The organism is Stenotrophomonas sp. YJH_SMC_14-1 (genome assembly GCF_059372275.1).
In genome coordinates this window covers 491081-507879 of record NZ_JCAFVK010000002.1, presented here as the reverse complement: position 1 = coordinate 507879, position 16799 = coordinate 491081, and the positions used below count along the sequence as shown (strand labels likewise).

15 protein-coding genes and 1 tRNA gene are annotated in these 16799 nt (G+C 67.9%); 9 read left to right on the top strand and 7 right to left on the bottom strand.

Annotated elements, in window-relative coordinates:
* Nucleotides 1-8 precede the first annotated feature (8 nt).
* The 3 genes from AC5P9P_RS07330 to AC5P9P_RS07320 form a co-directional block, all read right to left on the bottom strand.
* Nucleotides 9-1949, bottom strand: a complete 1941-nt coding sequence (locus AC5P9P_RS07330) for a DUF885 domain-containing protein (protein ID WP_049403489.1) — start codon at nucleotides 1947-1949, stop codon at nucleotides 9-11.
* A 95-nt stretch (nucleotides 1950-2044) separates the two neighbouring features.
* Nucleotides 2045-2830 carry a queuosine precursor transporter gene (locus AC5P9P_RS07325; RefSeq protein WP_012480937.1) on the bottom strand — a complete coding sequence of 262 codons (786 nt, stop codon included), beginning with the start codon at nucleotides 2828-2830 and terminating at the stop codon, nucleotides 2045-2047.
* Nucleotides 2827-3522: a DUF502 domain-containing protein gene (locus AC5P9P_RS07320; RefSeq protein ID WP_005414135.1), complete on the bottom strand. Its 696-nt coding sequence runs from the start codon at nucleotides 3520-3522 to the stop codon at nucleotides 2827-2829. Before AC5P9P_RS07320 ends, AC5P9P_RS07325 begins: the two co-directional genes overlap by 4 nt.
* Nucleotides 3523-3598: 76 nt before the next feature.
* Between AC5P9P_RS07320 and AC5P9P_RS07315 the strand changes: the two genes are divergently transcribed.
* A complete protein-coding gene (locus AC5P9P_RS07315; RefSeq protein WP_049403488.1) occupies nucleotides 3599-4915 on the top strand; it encodes a hypothetical protein in 1317 nt (438 codons plus the stop codon).
* A gap of 7 nt (nucleotides 4916-4922) precedes the next feature.
* On the opposite strand, the gene AC5P9P_RS07310 is transcribed toward AC5P9P_RS07315, so the two are convergent.
* The 4 genes from AC5P9P_RS07310 to trxA all read right to left on the bottom strand — a co-directional run bounded on the left by AC5P9P_RS07310 (nucleotide 4923) and on the right by trxA (nucleotide 9737).
* On the bottom strand, nucleotides 4923-5375 hold the full coding sequence (locus tag AC5P9P_RS07310; RefSeq protein ID WP_010482929.1) for a DUF4442 domain-containing protein: 453 nt from the start codon (nucleotides 5373-5375) through the stop codon (nucleotides 4923-4925).
* 73 nt (nucleotides 5376-5448) lie between these two features.
* On the bottom strand, nucleotides 5449-7074 hold the full coding sequence (locus tag AC5P9P_RS07305; protein ID WP_184014327.1) for a CHASE2 domain-containing protein: 1626 nt from the start codon (nucleotides 7072-7074) through the stop codon (nucleotides 5449-5451).
* On the bottom strand, nucleotides 7071-8726 hold the full coding sequence (locus AC5P9P_RS07300) for a FecR family protein (RefSeq protein ID WP_495232672.1): 1656 nt from the start codon (nucleotides 8724-8726) through the stop codon (nucleotides 7071-7073). Before AC5P9P_RS07300 ends, AC5P9P_RS07305 begins: the two co-directional genes overlap by 4 nt.
* A gap of 153 nt (nucleotides 8727-8879) precedes the next feature.
* On the bottom strand, nucleotides 8880-9737 hold the full coding sequence (trxA, locus tag AC5P9P_RS07295) for a thioredoxin (protein WP_005410542.1): 858 nt from the start codon (nucleotides 9735-9737) through the stop codon (nucleotides 8880-8882).
* A gap of 124 nt (nucleotides 9738-9861) precedes the next feature.
* Here trxA and AC5P9P_RS07290 point away from each other — a divergent pair, with 124 nt between their 5' ends.
* From AC5P9P_RS07290 to AC5P9P_RS07255, 8 genes are all read left to right on the top strand, one after another.
* On the top strand, nucleotides 9862-10464 hold the full coding sequence (locus AC5P9P_RS07290; protein WP_033835326.1) for a DUF998 domain-containing protein: 603 nt from the start codon (nucleotides 9862-9864) through the stop codon (nucleotides 10462-10464).
* Between the two features lie 105 nt (nucleotides 10465-10569).
* Entirely contained in the window at nucleotides 10570-13212 is a 2643-nt protein-coding gene (gene leuS / locus AC5P9P_RS07285; protein WP_005410540.1) for a leucine--tRNA ligase, read from the top strand.
* A gap of 136 nt (nucleotides 13213-13348) precedes the next feature.
* Nucleotides 13349-13933, top strand: a complete 585-nt coding sequence (locus AC5P9P_RS07280; protein WP_005410539.1) for an LPS-assembly lipoprotein LptE — start codon at nucleotides 13349-13351, stop codon at nucleotides 13931-13933.
* A gap of 9 nt (nucleotides 13934-13942) precedes the next feature.
* Nucleotides 13943-14980, top strand: coding sequence for a DNA polymerase III subunit delta (holA, locus tag AC5P9P_RS07275; protein ID WP_033835324.1), 1038 nt, complete (start codon nucleotides 13943-13945; stop codon nucleotides 14978-14980).
* The gene (gene nadD, locus AC5P9P_RS07270) at nucleotides 14981-15649 is read left to right on the top strand and encodes a nicotinate-nucleotide adenylyltransferase (protein WP_005410537.1); all 669 of its coding nucleotides are present in this window, start codon (nucleotides 14981-14983) and stop codon (nucleotides 15647-15649) included.
* A gap of 58 nt (nucleotides 15650-15707) precedes the next feature.
* Nucleotides 15708-16118 (top strand): ribosome silencing factor, encoded by a 411-nt coding sequence (rsfS, locus tag AC5P9P_RS07265; RefSeq protein ID WP_005410536.1) that lies wholly within the window; start codon nucleotides 15708-15710, stop codon nucleotides 16116-16118.
* Between the two features lie 64 nt (nucleotides 16119-16182).
* A complete protein-coding gene (gene rlmH / locus AC5P9P_RS07260) occupies nucleotides 16183-16653 on the top strand; it encodes a 23S rRNA (pseudouridine(1915)-N(3))-methyltransferase RlmH (RefSeq protein WP_049453118.1) in 471 nt (156 codons plus the stop codon).
* Between the two features lie 22 nt (nucleotides 16654-16675).
* Nucleotides 16676-16752 (top strand) — tRNA-Asn (locus AC5P9P_RS07255).
* Nucleotides 16753-16799: the final 47 nt, after the last annotated feature.

Here is a 16799-nt window from a genome sequence, read left to right as displayed (position 1 = left end):
CGGAAGCGTCAGGGCGAAAGTGTGGGCGCAGCGCTGGCCGGCTGTGCCATCCAGCGCTCCATCTTGCGGTCCAGCACGTCCAGAGGCATCGAGCCGTCTTTCAGCAGTTCTGCATGGAAGCGGCGCAGATCGAAGGCTGCGCCCTGGCGTGCCTTGGCCTTGTCGCGCAGGGCAACGATGGTCGTCATGCCGGCGACGTTCGACAGTGCCTGGCCGGGCTGGGCCATGATCCGCTCGACTTCGGCGTTGGCGTCATCGCTGCTCATGTCCACCGTCTTCTGCAGGTAGGCCACGGCCTGCTGCTTGCTCCAGCCCTGTGCATTGACGCCGGTGTCGGCGACCACGCGCGCGGCGCGCAGCAGGCGCGAGTACAGGTAGCCGATGCGGTCGTAGGGATCGGTGTAGGCGCCGAGATCTTCGCCCAGCGTTTCGGCGTACAGGCCCCAGCCTTCGACGAAGGCGAGATCGCCACCGAGGCGGCGGAAGCGTGGCAGCTTGGCCAGCTCCTGCTGCAGGCCCAGTTGCACGTGATGGCCGGGAATCGCTTCATGCAGGTACTGCACCGGCACGCTCCAGCGCTTGCGGCTGGGCAGGTCGCGGGTGTTGATGTACAGCACGCCGGGCTGCCCGGGCGGCGACGGCTGGTAGGCGGCAGCGGCGGCGGTCAGCGCCCGTTCCGGTTCCACTGCGCGTACTTCCAGCGCGGACTTCGGCAGCGTATCGAGCACCTGCGGCAGGCGCGCGTTGACCTGCTGCTGCACCTGGCGGTAGCGGCTGATCAGTGCATTGGCATCGCTGTACTGGAACTGGCGATCGTTGCGCATGCTGCGCAGCAGCTTTGCCGGCGTGCCACGCAGCTTGGCGTCCTTCATCACCGTGGCGATCTGTGCCTGCAGTTCCTGCACGCGTTGCTCGCCCAGCGCGTGCAGCTGCGCGGCGGTCTGGTCGCTGGCGGTGGTCTGCACGATCAGGTTGGCGTACCAGGCCTGGCCGTCGGGCAGCGCGCCCATGCCGCTGCTGGCGCGCGTGGCCGGCAGGTACTCGGTGGCGATGAAGCCGCGCAGGGCGCGGTAGGCGGGCATGATGCGCAGTTCGATCATGCGCTTGTACTCGGCACTGATGCGCGCCTTGTCTTCGGCCGCAATCGTGTTCGGCATGGTGCGGATCGGCGACCAGAAGATGCTCTCTTCAGCGGTCGGCTTGATCACTGCATCCAGCTGCGGCAGCACCTTCTCCATCAGGTCGCGCGGCTGCACCACGCCGGCCTTCATGCCCTGGCGCATGTTGTCGATGGCCTGGTCGAACAGTTCGGGAATGCCGAGCGAGCGGCGCGACCAGGTGTCATAGTCCTGCACGGTGTTGAACGGCTGCGCGCCCGCGCCGGAGCCGAGGATCGCCATGATGCTGCCGATGTTGTAGTACTGGCTGATCGGCATCATCCAGCTCGGGTAGCGCTCGGCAGCCAGCGAGGCGCGCGCGTCACGTACGAAGATCTCGTAACTGAGCAGGTCCTGGCCCTGCAGGCCATCGCTGCCGAGTTTTTCGACCTTGCCCAGCCACTGCGTGGTGAAGTCGTGCGACTGCTGGCGCCAGGCGGCGGACAGGATGTTGGGTAGCTGGTCGTTGTAGCGCGGTTCGCCCTGGAACGTGGCCTGCAGCGGGTTCAACCGCATCGAGGCATCCCAGTACTCGTCGTACAGCCGTTCCAGCTGCACCTGCTTGGGCACGGCACGGGCCGGTGCGACCGGACGCGGCGCAGCGCGGCGCGCCGAACTGCCACGGGCCGGTGCGGTGGCACGGGCGGGCCTGGCCTTGGGCTTGGCGGCCTGGCGGGTCTGCGCAGCGGCAGGGCGGCTGGCCTTCTTCTTCGCTGCTTCGGCCGACGGCACGGCACTGAACAGGAACAACGCGGCAATGGCAGCGGCCAGGACGCGGGGGGAATACGGCATCAAGAAGCTTCCGTGGAACACAGATCGTGGAGCTTGCACGATCCGCGCGCGTACGGCCAGCGTGAAGACGCAGTCAGCTTGGCGGCGCTGGGGCTTCAGTCAGCCGCAGCGGCGGCGCGCAGTGCCGCCGCGCGATCGGCGCCCAGATAGCGGGTGATGGCACGCCGCATCAGGTACAGCAACGGAATCAGGGCGACCGCAAAGCCCATCTTGTACACGTAGTTGACGCTGGCGACCGCAAGGAACAGCGAGGTCGGCCAGTGTTGCGGGCCCAGCACGAAGGCGATCCAGATCACCACGAAGCTGTCCACCACCTGCGAGATCGCGGTCGATCCGGTCGCACGCAGCCACACGTGGCGTTCGCCGGTGGCCTGGCGGATGCGGTGGAACACCGCCACGTCGATCAGCTGGCCGAGCAGGAAGGCCACCAGCGAACCGGCAATGGTCCACATGCCCTGGCCGAACACGGCTGCGAACGCGGCCTGGTAGTCGGGCACACCGTGGCCATCCATCGACGTGACCCACCAGCTGGCCGGCGCCAGCGAAATGGCCGCGAAGGCGAACAGGAAGCCGTAGCCGATCAGCACCACCGCCAGCCACGAGATGAAGCGCACGCCGCGCTTGCCGAAAAACTCGTTGATGGTGTCGGTCATGATGAACACCACCGGCCACAGCAGGGTACCGGCGGTGAAGCTGAGCGAGCCGGTCTGGCCGAACAGGTTCCAGTTCAGCGGGGCGATGCCCAGGGTGTCTTCCAGCGCGAAGATCTTCACCCCGATCAGCTCGGCCAGCACCGCATTGCCGCAGAAGAACGCGGCCAGCACGATGAACAGCAGGACCGCGCGGTCCTGCAGCGGGCGCTCGATCGGCGCCGGGGTCATTCGGTGCGTTCGCCGGTGCGTTCGCCGGCGCGGGTGAACGGCACGCTGGACGGTGCGACGGCGCCGCCGGAAATGATGAAGCTCATGGCCTGGTCGACGGTCCAGTCAGTCGGGGTCAGCAGTTCCACTGGCACGATTTCCAGGTAGCCCGAGGTCGGGTTCGGCGTGGTCGGTACATACACCGCGGCCAGCTCACGGTCGGTGCCGTGTTCCTTGATCACGCGGGTGACCAGTCCGACCGATTTCATGTCGCGGTGCGGGAAGTCGATCAGCACCACGCGCTGGGTGCTGCCCGGTTCGGTCTGCAGCATGTCCAGCAGCTTCTTTGCGCTGTCGTAGATGATGCTGGCCAGCGGAATGCGCTTGATGACCGCGCCCACCCAGCGCAGCAGGCGCTGGCCGAGCACGCGGCGGCTGGCCACGCCCACCGCCAGGATCACCAGCAGGGTGGCCAGCAGGGCGATGGTGTCCTGGATCCATTCGGCGCGGACCCAGCCGAGGTAGTGCGGGAAGCTTGTCGCGATCTGCTCGGACAGCGGTACCACCAGCGGGCTGGAAATGCCCGACAGCAATACGAACACGAACTTGACCACGACCCAGGTCAGCCAGATCGGCAGCAGGGTCAGCAGGCCGGTCAGGAACAGGCGCTGCAGGGAGGGGCGGGGGACCAGGGCGGGGGCTTCGAGCGACATGTGCGCATTGTAGCGGTCACTGCCGGTCGATTACGCTGGTGGATCGACTGCGGCAACGAGCCATGGAAGGGAAGCTGTGTTGAAGATTCTGCGCGGACTGGGCTGGACCCTGGCGGGCCTGCTGCTGTTGACCATCGTGGTGTGGTGCGCCTCACGCATGTGGCCGGTGCCGGAATCGCGGTTGCAGGCGCAGAAACGGCTGGAAGCGCGGCTGCCGGCGAGCGGGCGCAACGGTTATGCCCTGTTGTGGACGCTGCCGTTCGACGATCTGGATGCCCGCCAGCGCGAGCAGGCGTTGGCCGAGGACGTGCGCCGTTGGGAGGCCGACCTGCGGGGCAGCAGCGGCGGCCAGACACACCTGGTGGCCAACCATGCCGAGCTGCGCTCGCGGCCCGGTGCCAGTTGCGGGCCGGCCGCCCGCGGCTGCCTCGCCCAGGTCCGCGCGGACCCGCAACGCTTCGTGGAGGCCCATGCCGGGCACCAGCAGTTGCACGCGCGGCTGGATCAGCTCGCCGAAGCAGACTACTTCGTATCGCCGTTCCAGCCGAAGGGCGAGGGCATCCTGGTGCCGATGCCGACCTACGGGCTGGTGGTCGATGCCACCAGCGCACGCGCGCTGGCGTTCGTACAGGGTGACATCGACGGTGCCCTGCGCGGCAGCTGCCGGGGAGTGCAGCTGGGCCGGCGGCTGGTGCCCGGTGGCAGCTATCTGGTCGAAAGCATCATCGGCGCCAGCCTGGTGCAGGCCAACGCGCAGCTGCTGGCCGACATGCTGGTCGAACTGCCTGCCGATCGCCCGCTGCCGGCCGAATGCGAACAGGCCATGCAGCCGATGCGGGCCGACGAGCAGAGCCTGTGCCGTGCGATGCAGGGCGAGTATGCGATGAACCGGGTGGCGATCGAGACCTCGGCGCGGGAATTCGGCGGCGCGCTGGTACTGGACCGCAGCAGCACCCTGGCCCGTGCGGCCGGCAATCTCGGTTGGGCCTGTGGCGCGACGGCGACCGCTGCGCTGGAGGCGGACCGTCCGTTGCCGGTGCCGGCGCCGCCGCAGCGTGACTTTGGTTGCCTGTCGAACGTCATGGGTTGCCTGTTGACCGACATTGCGGGTCCGGTCTATCCGGCCTATTCGTCGCGCACCCAGGACGCCGCGGCGATGCTGCGCCTACTGGGTGCACAGCGCTGGCTGCGGCAGCAGCCGGGGGATCCGGTGGATGCCCTGCAGCGGTTGCCGGCGCAGTTCGCCTCGCCGGTGCGGGTGCCGCGCTTGTCGGCGGATGGCCGCCATCTACAGGTGCCGCGGCGCTCTCCAGCGCGCAGCGCTGATGAGAACCCGTGGCTGTCGGTACCGCTGCAGGCGGAGCCAGCTTCGACTGCATTGGCGCGCGATTGAGGCGCGCTCAGCGTGCGTGTGGCTTCAACCGCAGGTACACCTGCTTGCGGACCTGTGCGACCACCTCGCCGCTTTCATCGATCACGTCGTTGCTGAACCAGCGCAGCACCTTCTCGCCACTGGCCGCTTCGGCGCGCAGTTCGTCCAGCAGCGCGTCGTCGATGCGGAACGACGTCCGCACGATGCCACGGCCCGGCTTGAGGAAGTCGATGGCGCCGGCGCGGTCCCACACGTAGTAGTCGCGGCCGAGGATGTGCAGCAGGCCGAGCATCCAGAACGGATCGGTCATCGCGAACAGGCTGCCGCCGAAGTGGGTGCCGACGTAGTTGCGGTTCCATGGCCGCAGGCGCAGCTCGACATCAATCTGCCGGTAGTCGGGGGTGATGCGGGTGACGTGGATGCCGGTGAACAGGAAGGGCGGCCAGAGGTTGATGCCGAAGCGGAACAGACGGGCGTTCATGCGGATCCGGGGGCGCTGGGCGAGGTGTCCAGTCTAACCATTCGCATGCGTATGTTGCACCCGGTGGCACCGGTCACGCGCCGCCGTCGATCACATACCCGTCGCGTCCATTCGCTTTGGCCCGGTACAGCGCGGTGTCGGCCCCTTCGACGAAATGATGCGGTTGCAGCTCGCCTTCCGGTACCCGGGTAAACACGCCGATGGTGAGCGTCACCCGATCGTCGCTGCCGTCACCGTGTACCGGCAATGCACGTACGCAGTCGATCAGGTCCTGGATGACAAGCCGCGCGCCCTCGGCCGGGGTATCGGGCAATACCAGCGCGAATTCATCGCCACCGTAACGCGCGGCCATGTCGCGCGGACGCCGCGCATGCGCGCCGATCAACCGGGCGACGTCCCGCAGCACGCGGTCGCCGACCTGGTGGCCATGGCGGTCGTTGTGGCGCTTGAAGTGGTCGACGTCGATCAGCGCCAGGCTCAGCGGCTTGCCGTTGCGTCGTGCGGCGTCGCATTCCTGCTGCAACGCCTGTTCGAAACGCAGGCGATTGCCAAGGCCGGTCAGTGCGTCGCGGTTGGCCTGCCGGTGCCAGGCCGAAATCCGCCAGGTCGCCCAGGCCAGCAGGACCAGCAGGACGCCCAGCAGGGCGGTGGCTGGCGCCCACCAGAGGTTGCTGGTGCGCAACAGCAACCAGCTCAGCAGAGGAGCAAGCGGCAGCGAACACAGCGCCGCCAGCCACGGCAGGCGCAGGCCGAGCAGGATCACGCACAGCGCCACCAGCACCGCGCTGATGGTGTGCTGCCAGAAGCGGGGCAGCACCTCGATCTGCTTGTGCTGCAGCAGCATCGAGGCGATGTTGGCCTGGTACTCGCTGCCGCTCATCCAGAACTCGCGGGTGGTCGGGGTCAGCAGGCGCGGTGCGATGCCGCTGGCGGTCATGCCGACGATGATGCGGCGGCCATGCAGCATCGCCATGTCCACGTGGCCATCGAGTACGTCTGCGTAGGAAACCTGCGGCAACTGCTCGGGAGGTCCGGCATAGCGCACCCGCACGTAGTCGTTGCGCCGCCATTGATAAGGCGAGCCCACCTCGGGATCAGGGTCGGGCAGTCCGCGCACCGCGCCCGCGGGCAGGCCGGTCAGGGCCAGCCCGAGCGCCGGCCAATGCGCCTTGCCGATGCCCGCATGCAGGTAGATGCCGCGGGCGACGCCGTCGCTGTCCACCTCAACGTCGGTGTGGCCGATGGCGGCGGCACTGGCCGCGATCTGCGGAACCGGCAGCATTTCCTCGGCCATGCGATCACCGGCTGCCGGTGCGGCCAGCACCGGCAGCACCACCCGGCCATTGCGACGGATGGCCGCGGCCAGCGCCTCATCCTGGCGGCTGTCGCGGCGGTCCGGCTCGGACAGCATCAGATCCAGCGCGACCCGTTCGGCACCGGCATCGGTCAGGCGATCCAGCAACCGGGCGTGGACCGAGCGCGGCCACGGCCATTGGCCGATGCGTTGCAGGCTGCCTTCGTCGATGGCCACGATCAGCACGCTCGGGTCGGGTCGATAGTCCCAGTTGCCGACCATCGCGTCGTAGGTGGCCTCGTCCTGCCGCCACAGCCATTGGCCCTGGCTGGCGACGAGGGTCAGTATCCCGGCCAGCATGGCCAGCAGGATCCGCTTCGACCACGGCAGCGGCGAACGCCTCACAACAGCAGCCACAGCAGCAGGGCACCGCCGCCGGTGCCATAGCAGAGGCGACACGGCAGGGCGATCTTCTGGGCAGGCGAGAACTCGCCGGCATGGCCGTCATCGTCGATGTACTGCACGCGCACATGCAGGGTGCCGCGCCACGGACGCTTGAAGCTGACCTGCGGTTCGGCCACGGTTTCGTCGACCAGGGGTGCCTTGAAGTCGCCGCGGCGGTCGACCTGCACGCGATAGCGCTGGCCTTCGCTGCCGGCCTGCCAACGCAGGGTCAGTTCACCGTGCGCGGCCTCGGGCGGTTGCAGGGCAGGATCCACCGGCTCGTTGCTCAGCTGCAGTTGCAGGGCCTGGCCATAGCGCCCCTGGTGCCCATCGGCACTGCGGGAGGCGATCCGCCAGAAGTAGTGACCCGGCGGCAATGGCTGCGTCAGGCGCAGGTCGGTGCCGGTGCTGGTCTGTTCCTGCAGTGGCTGTACGAAGGTGGAATCAGCCGCGATCTGCAGCACGCTGCTGCGCGCACCGGGGGCCTGGCTCCAGCGGAACCGCGGGCGGTCGCTGTTGATTGTCTGTCCATGCAGCGGGGCCAGGGTCAGCGGCGGTGGGGGCTGGTCGCTGAGTTCGAAGTCGGCACTGGCGTCGATGCCTTCCACACCCTGCGCATCGACCGCGCGCAGCAGGATGCGCAGCTGGCCCGGCGGCAGATCGCCGATGGCCAGGCGGGTATCGGGGGTGGTGGCAGCGAACAGCAGGATCTCCGGCGTGGCTGCCTCTACCACTTCAACGCGGTAATGCGCGGCGCCGGTGACCGGAGTCCATGCCAGCAGCGTCGGCAACGGGGCCAGGCGCAGTTCATCGTTGCGCAGCTGCGGCGCCGGCAGCAGCGCGGAGACCGCATCCGGCGCGGCGTCGGCGCTGGCGCTGCGGGTGGCCTGTCCGGGCTGGACCATGCGCTGGCCATGGGCGTTGCCGACCTGCACCTTGCCCTGCAGGACCTCGGTGGCCGCGGCATCACGACCGTCGCCGGCACTGACCCGGAAGACGGTGCCGCGCACGCTGCTGGTGGCGGTGGGCGCATCGATGATGTAACGCGATGCCGGGCCGCGCGCTGGCGTCACCCGATTGCTGGCGCGGCCCTGCTGCAGGCGCAGGCGGGTGTCGACCATGCCGGTGTGGCCGTAGCGGCTGAGCTGGTCCAGGCGCAGGCGCGAGTACTCACGCAGCTGCAGGCGCGACGCATCGGCAAATTCCAGCGTGACGCTGGATTCGCCCTCGGTCTGTACGGTGTCTCCGATATGCAGTTGCTCGCCGGCCTGGATGGCGCGGCTGGCGCTGCCGTCTCCACTGGACAGTTCGACCTTGCCGCGGACCGAGAGCACCCGCGCCGGTGCCGGTTCGATGCGCAGCCAGCTGATGGGGAAACGCAGCAGCTGGCCGGGCGGCAGCCGGTAGGGGTTGTCGATTCGGTTGTGCTGCTGGAGCTGTTGCCAGCGCACCGAGGGTTTCAGATACACGCCACCCAGATCCCACAGGGTGTCGCCGGGGCGGACCCGGTAGTTCCAGTCCTGCGCGGCGGCGATGGCCGGCAGCAGAAGCAGGGCACAGAGCAGGGCGCCCTGGAAGCGCATGGCAAACAACAGCGAGCGGACGAAGGTCACAGTTTTGCAATCCCGGCAATGCGGGGGTGCAGCTGCAAGACCCCATGGCCCCGACCTCATCCCCCCGAACGGATCGTGGCGGCCCTACGGCCGCCATCGTGCGCATTATTGCCCGCGTCCAGTGCAGGGATTCTGAACGAACCCGGCTTCCGTTCAGAACAGCAGGGAGGCCATCCTGCGGCGGTACTGGCCGACCAGGTCCTCGTCGGAGATCACATTGAAGGCATCGATCAGCGCTTTGCGCGGCAGGCCTTCCTCGAAACTCCGGTCGATCCGCAGCATTTCCAGGAACTGCGCCAGCGCGGCTTCGTCATGGCCGCCGAGCAGCAGCTGCACGCCGCGCAGGTGGCGGGCCTTGAGGTCATTGCCGTTGGCGGCGATGCGCGCGTCCAGCACCTCGGCGGCCGGGGCGTCCTTCAGGGCGGCGGCAAAGGACAGCCGGGCGCGGGCGCGCACGGCGCGGTCGTCGGTGGCCAGGTTGGCGGGCAGGCCGTCGATCAGCGTACCGGCTTCGTCCACGCCGCCGATCTGCAGCAGGGCCAGGGCCAGGTCGAGCTTCAGCTCGTCCTTGTCCGGCTCGGCGGCGATCTGCGCACGCAGTACGTCCACCTGTGCCTGCGGATCCAACGGCGCTTCGTCCTCGGCGGCAGTGTCGCCGACGTCGGCCGGCACGATGCCGTGCTGGGCCAGGAACTCACGCAGCTGGCCTTCCGGGATGGCGCCGGGGAAACCGTCCACCAGCTGGCCGCCCTTGACCAGGAACACGGTGGGCACCGAGCGGATCTGGAAGGCGGCGGCAATCTGCTGTTCCTTGTCGACATCGACCTTGGCCAGCTCGAAGGCACCGTTGTATTCGGCGGCCAGTTTTTCCAGCATCGGGCCCAGGGTCTTGCAGGGGCCGCACCACGTGGCCCAGAAGTCGACCAGCACCGGCGTCTGCAGCGACTTCTGCAGGACTTCGGCCTCGAAGGTCGCAGTGGTGGCGTCGAATACGTAGGTCGTCTCGGTCATGGGGGAGGCATCGATTGGCATCTGGAGACCGATTCTATGGTGACGATCGATGCCAGTCTCAACCCGGACTGCGGCAAATGCCCGACAATGCGTCGTTCCCGCCGCCGTTGCTCCTGGAGCCTGCATGACCTCCCCGTCTTCCCTGTTGTGTCTGTCCGGCCCCGCCGCCGCACTGCTGTTCGTGCTGGCGGTGCTGGGCTTCGGCACCGGCCTGGAAGGTTATGCACAGGCGCGGCACCCGGTGGCCCTGCTGGGCGCACACGGCGTGCCGCACGCGTTGGCCTTCAATCTGCTGGGCTTCGTACTGCCGGGCCTGCTGGCGGTGGTCGTGGCCGAGTGCCTGCGCCGACAGCTGCCGGCCAGTGCTGGCTGGGCGCCGCGGGTGGGCAGCCAGATGCTGTTGCTGGGCGGACTGGCCTTCACCGCGATGGGCTTGATGCCGCTGGATGTGGACGATCTGCACGGGCCGGCCAGCCAGCTGCACGCCAGTGCCTGGATGATCTGGGTGCTGGGCTTCGTCGCCGGCACCCTGTTGCTGGGCATCTCGCAGCTGCGCCAGACGCACGGCCGCGCCCTGGGCGGGGTGGCGCTCGCCTGTGGCGTGCTGGCGGCGCTGGCTGCCTTTGCGCTGCAGGGCGTGCTGCCGGCGCCGCTGGCACAACGGCTTGCATTCGCCTGCTGGGCGGTCTGGCTGGCGCTGGCCCTGCCTCTGTCGCGACCGCGCTGAGATCGGCTCCGGGCGCTGGCGACGCCGGCGGTCGGCGGGCAGGATTGGAGACGTTTGCCGCACTGCGGTACGCTGTACCGCTTTGCCGCCGCATCCGCGTGTTCCATGACCAGCGCTGAAACCAACGCCTACGACCCGCAGCAGGTTGAATCCGCCGCCCAGAAGTACTGGGACGCCACCCGTGCCTTCGAAGTCGACGAGACTTCGGACAAGCCGAAGTACTACTGCCTGTCGATGCTTCCGTACCCGTCCGGTGCGCTGCACATGGGCCACGTGCGCAATTACACCATCGGCGACGTGATCAGCCGCTACAAGCGCATGACCGGCCACAACGTGCTGCAGCCGATGGGCTGGGACGCGTTCGGTCTGCCTGCGGAGAACGCGGCAATCAAGAACAAGACCGCACCGGCGGCCTGGACCTACAAGAACATCGAGCACATGCGTGGCCAGTTCAAGGCCATGGGCTATGCGGTGGACTGGTCGCGCGAATTCGCCACCTGCCGCCCGGACTACTATGTCCACGAACAGCGCATGTTCACGCGCCTGATGCGCAAGGGCCTGGCCTACCGCCGCAATGCGGTGGTGAACTGGGATCCGGTCGACCAGACCGTGCTGGCCAACGAGCAGGTCATCGATGGCCGTGGTTGGCGTTCCGGTGCGCTGGTCGAGAAGCGCGAGATCCCGCAGTGGTTCCTGCGCATCACCGATTACGCCCAGGAACTGCTGGACGGCCTGGATGAACTGGACGGCTGGCCGGATTCGGTCAAGACCATGCAGCGCAACTGGATCGGCCGCTCCGAAGGCCTGGAAATCCAGTTCGACGTGCGTGATGTCGACGGCAGTGCGCTGGATCCGCTGCGCGTGTTCACCACCCGTCCGGATACCGTGATGGGCGTGACCTTCGTGTCGATCGCCGCCGAACATCCGCTGGCCCTGCATGCGGCGAAGAACAACCCGGAATTGGCTGCGCTGCTGTCGGAAATGAAGCAGGGTGGCGTGTCCGAGGCCGAGCTGGAAACCCAGGAAAAGCGCGGCATGGACACCGGCCTGCGTGCCATCCATCCGGTCACCGGCGAAAAGGTGCCGGTGTGGGTCGCCAACTTCGTGCTGATGGGCTACGGCACCGGTGCGGTGATGGCTGTTCCGGGCCACGACCAGCGCGACAATGAAGTGGCAAACAAGTACGGCCTGCCGATCAAGCAGGTGATCGCGCTGAAGGATCCGCGCAACGACGACGAGCGCACCTGGGACGGTGCCCGCTGGCAGGACTGGTACAGCGACAAGAACCGTGCCTTCGAACTGGTCAACTCGGCCGAATTCGATGGGCTGGATTTCCAGGGCGCCTTCGAAGCCCTGGCCGAACGCTTCGAGCGCAAGGCCCAGGGCCAGCGCCGCGTCAACTATCGCCTGCGCGACTGGGGCGTGAGCCGCCAGCGCTACTGGGGTTGCCCGATTCCGGTGATCTACTGCGACAAGTGCGGTGCGGTGCCGGTGCCGGAAGAGCAGCTGCCGGTGGTGCTGCCGGAGGACGTGGCGTTCTCGGGGACTGGTTCGCCGATCAAGACCGATCCGGAATGGCGCAAGACCACCTGCCCGGAATGCGGCGGCGCGGCCGAGCGCGAGACCGACACCTTCGACACCTTCATGGAGTCGAGCTGGTACTACGCCCGCTACACCTCGCCGGGTGCCCGTGATGCGGTCGACAAGCGCGGCAATTACTGGTTGCCGGTCGACCAGTACATCGGCGGCATCGAGCACGCGATCCTGCACCTGATGTATTTCCGCTTCTACCACAAGCTGCTGCGCGACGCGCGGATGGTGGACAGCAACGAACCGGCACGCAACCTGCTGTGCCAGGGCATGGTGATCGCCGAGACCTACTACCGCCCGAACCCGGACGGCTCGAAGGACTGGATCAATCCGGCCGATGTGGAAGTGCAGCGCGACGAGCGCGGCCGCATCACTGGCGCCACGCTGATCGCCGACGGCCAGCCGGTGGTGGTCGGTGGCACTGAAAAGATGTCCAAGTCGAAGAACAACGGCGTGGACCCGCAGGCGATGGTCGACAAGTACGGTGCCGACACCGTGCGCCTGTTCTCGATGTTCGCCGCCCCGCCGGAACAGTCGCTGGAGTGGAACGAAGCCGGCGTGGACGGCATGGCGCGCTTCCTGCGCCGCCTGTGGGCCCAGGTGCAGAAGCACGCCGCCGACGGTGCCGCCCCGGCGCTGGACGTGGCCGCGCTGGACGCCAACCAGAAGGCACTGCGCCGCAAGACCCACGAGACCATCGGCAAGGTCGGTGACGACTATGGCCGTCGCCACAGCTTCAATACCGCCATCGCGGCGGTGATGGAACTGATGAACGCGCTGGCCAAGTTCGAGGACGGCAGCGAGCAGGGCCGTGCGGTGCGCCAGGAAGCGCTGCAGGCCATCGTACTGCTGCTGAACCCGATCACCCCGCATGCCAGCCACGCCCTGTGGCAGGTGCTGGGCCATGGCGAGACGCTGCTGGAAGACCAGCCGTTCCCGCAGGCCGACGCCGGTGCGCTGGTGCGCGACGCGCTGACCCTGGCCGTGCAGGTCAACGGCAAGCTGCGTGGCACCATCGAGGTGGCCGCCGATGCTGCACGCGAGCAGGTCGAAGCACTGGCTCTGGCCGAGCCGAATGCGGCCAAGTTCATGGAAGGCCTGACCGTGCGCAAGATCATCATCGTGCCGGGCAAGATCGTGAACATCGTCGCTGCCTGATGCATCCTGGGCCGGTCACCCACGCGGTGGCCGGTACCTTCCCGGTGCGGGGCCATGCACTTGATGGCCCTGCATTCACGCGGCTTCGGGCAGGCTGTGTGTTGCCGTGATCGCCCGGCTCCGCCAGACTGTCTCCATGACCCGAATCCTGCTTGCCCTCGTTCTTGTCCTCGGCCTTGCCGGCTGCGGTTTCCATCTGCGCAACAAGCTGATGCTGCCGACCGACACGGCGCCGGTGAAGGTGGTCTCCACCGCGCCTTACAGCGAACTGGTCAAGCTGCTCAATCGCAGCCTGCTGGCATCCGGAGCCAAGCTGGCCGACGAGGACAGCAAGGGGCCCAGTACCCAGCTCCAGGTGCTCTCCGAACGCTGGGGCGACCTGCCGATCGCCATCGACTCGCAGGGCCGTGCGCAGGAGTACAGCCTGCGCTATGCGGTGATCTTCATCTTCCGTCGCGAGGATGGCAGCGAGCTGGTGCCGCAGCAGGTGATCGAACTGTCGCGCGACTACGTGTCGCCGCCGACCGACGCCACCGGTACCACCACCGAACGCGAAATCCTGGCCGATGAGCTGCGACGGGAAATGTCCGCGTCGATCATCCGCCGCATCGACAGCGTGGTGCGCGCCGAGATCGAGAAGGGCGGCAGCCTGACGGCGCCGAAGGCCAAGCCGATCGAAGGGGCGGAGCCGGCCGAGCCGGTTCCCGCAGCCAAGCACTGAGTCGCGACGATGGAACTGCGTCCGGAGCAGCTGGCCAGCCAGGGCGCTGACACCCCGCTGGCGCCGGTCTACCTGATTGCCGGCCCGGAAACCCTGCGCGTGCTTGAGGCGGCCGACGCCATCCGTGCACGCGCACGCGCCGCCGGCATTGCCGAGCGGGAAGTGTTCGACGCCGATGGGCGTGATTTCGACTGGAACCAGCTCGACGCCAGCTTCAACGCGCCCAGCCTGTTCAGTGCCCGCCGCCTGGTCGAGGTGCGCCTGCCCAGCGGCAAGCCGGGCAAGGACGGGGCCGAGGTGATCAGCCAGTTCTGCGCCAACCCGGCGCCGGACGTGGTGCTGATGATTACTGCCAACGAATGGAGCAAGGCCCACCAGGGCAAGTGGGCCGAGTCAGTCAATCGCATCGGCGTGCTGTCGGTGGCGTGGGCGATCAAGCCGCACGAACTGCCGGACTGGATCGAGCGCCGCCTGCGTGGCAAGGGCCTGCGTGCCGATCCGGCCGCCGTGCAGCGCCTGGCCGAGCGGGTCGAGGGCAACCTGCTGGCCGCTGCGCAGGAAATCGACAAGCTGGCGTTGCTGGCCGACGGCCAGCCGCTGGACGTGGAACGGATGGAATCGCTGGTGGCCGACGCCGCCCGCTATGACGTTTTCCGGCTGCTGGAAGCCACGTTCTCCGGCCAGCCGCCGGCGGTGCTGCGCATGCTGGCGGGCCTGCGTGGCGAAGGCGAGGCGGTGGCCGCACTGATGCCAATGGTGATCCGCGAGCTGTTGGCTGGTGCCGGCCTGGCCCGGGTACAGGCGCGTGGCGGCAATCTGGCCGCCGAAATGAAATCGCGCGGCATCTGGGAATCGCGGCAGGCGCCCTACAAGCGTGCTCTGCAGCGGCACCCCGAGGGCAAGCGCTGGGAGCGTTTCGTGGCCGAGGCCGGACTGGTCGACCGCATCGCCAAGGGGCGCGCCGACGGTGATGCCTGGCTGGCGCTGGAGCGCCTGCTGGTGGCCGTGGCCGAACCGCGTGCCGTGCGCCTGCTGGCGCGGGCCTGAGTGATGAGCCTGCGGATCTATTACGGGGGCACCTTCGATCCGGTGCACCTCGGGCACCTCGCCATCGCGCGTGCTGCCCGTGACGAACTGCAGGTCGCTGTACGCATGCTGCCGGCGGCTGATCCGCCGCATCGCGCGGTGCCGGGCGCAACCGCTGACCAGCGCTTCACCATGCTCTCGCTGGCCATCGGCGATGAGCCTGGCCTGCTGCTGGACCATCGTGAACTGGACCGCGCCATACGCTTTCCCGGCCGCCCGTCCTACACCGTCGACACCCTGCGCGAACTGCGCGGCGAGCTGGGCCCCAGCCGGCCATTGGCCTGGCTGGTCGGGGCCGACAGCCTGCTGGGCCTGACCCGCTGGCATGAATGGGAGGCACTGTTCGGGCTGGCCCATTTCGTGGTGGCCGAGCGCCCGGGCAGCCCCCTTCAGGCCTCGGTGGATGGCGAACTTGGCCGCGCCCTGGAAGGCCGCTGGGCCGACAACGAGCAGGCCCTGTTCGCCAGTCCGGCCGGGCGCATCCTGCGCCTGCATCATCCGCTGCGCGAGGAATCGGCCAGTGCCGTGCGTGCGCAGATCGCCGCCGGCGGCCCCTGGCGGGCGTTGCTGCCGCCGGCCGTGGCCGACTATGTGGCCGCCCATGGCCTGTACCGCTCCCCTACGCCGTGAATGCCGCCGCCCCGGCTTGCCCGTATAATCGCCCCCACGTTTATCGAGTCGATCCACTTTGAGCAACCAGACCCAGCCCCAGACCATCAAGGTCGATCTGCCCAGCCCGCCGCCGTCCGTGCCGGAACTGCTGGCCAGCGTCCGCCAAGCCACCGAAGACCTGAAGGCCAAGGACCTGGTCGAGATCGATGTGCGCGGCCGGTCCAGCGTTGCCGACTACATGATCGTCGTTTCGGGCACCTCGACCCGCCACGTCAAGTCGATCGCCGATGAAGTCGTGCGCTTTGCCAAGAATCTCGACGTGATGCCGCTGGGTGTTGAAGGCGAGCGCGAAGCCGAGTGGGTACTGGTCGACCTGGGCGACGTGATCGTGCATGTGATGCTGCCGCGCGTGCGTGAGTTCTATGCCCTGGAGCGCCTGTGGACCGTTGGCGACCAGCCGCCGTCCAGCGACGACGAAGTGGCCTGAGCCGCACGTTGATGCATCCCTTCGACGGCGCCGATGGCGCCGTCGACGTTTTGGAGGACCGTTGATGAAAGCCCGCCTGATTGCTACCGGCGAACGCGCACCCGGCTGGGTGGCGCAGGGCTTCGCCGAGTACCAGAAGCGGCTGTCGCACTGGCTGCCGTTCGATCTGGTGGAAATCGAGCCCGGCCTGCGCGGCAAGGGCCGCGATGCGCGCCGCGCCACCGAAGACGAAGGCAGGCGCGTGATCGCCGCACTGCCGAAGAATGCCTATGTGGTGGCGCTGGATGTGCCGGGCCGCCAGCTCAGTTCCGAACAGCTGGCGCAGCGGCTGGAGCATTGGCGTGGGCAGGGCAGGGACCTTGCCTTCCTGATCGGTGGCCCGGAAGGGCATTCGCCGGAAGTTTCCGCGCTGGCCGACGAAAAGTGGTCGATTGGACCATTGACGCTGCCGCACATGCTGGTGCGCCTGGTGGTGGCCGAGCAGTTGTACCGGGCCGCCGCAATGATTGCGAATCACCCCTACCATCGCGCGTGAAGAGTGGTTATACTAGTCGTCTGCCCGAATAGCTCAGCCGGTTAGAGCACTTGACTGTTAATCAGGGGGTCGTTGGTTCGAGTCCAACTTCGGGCGCCACCTTGAAGAGACCTGCATCGCAAGATGCAGGTCTTTTTTTTGCGTTG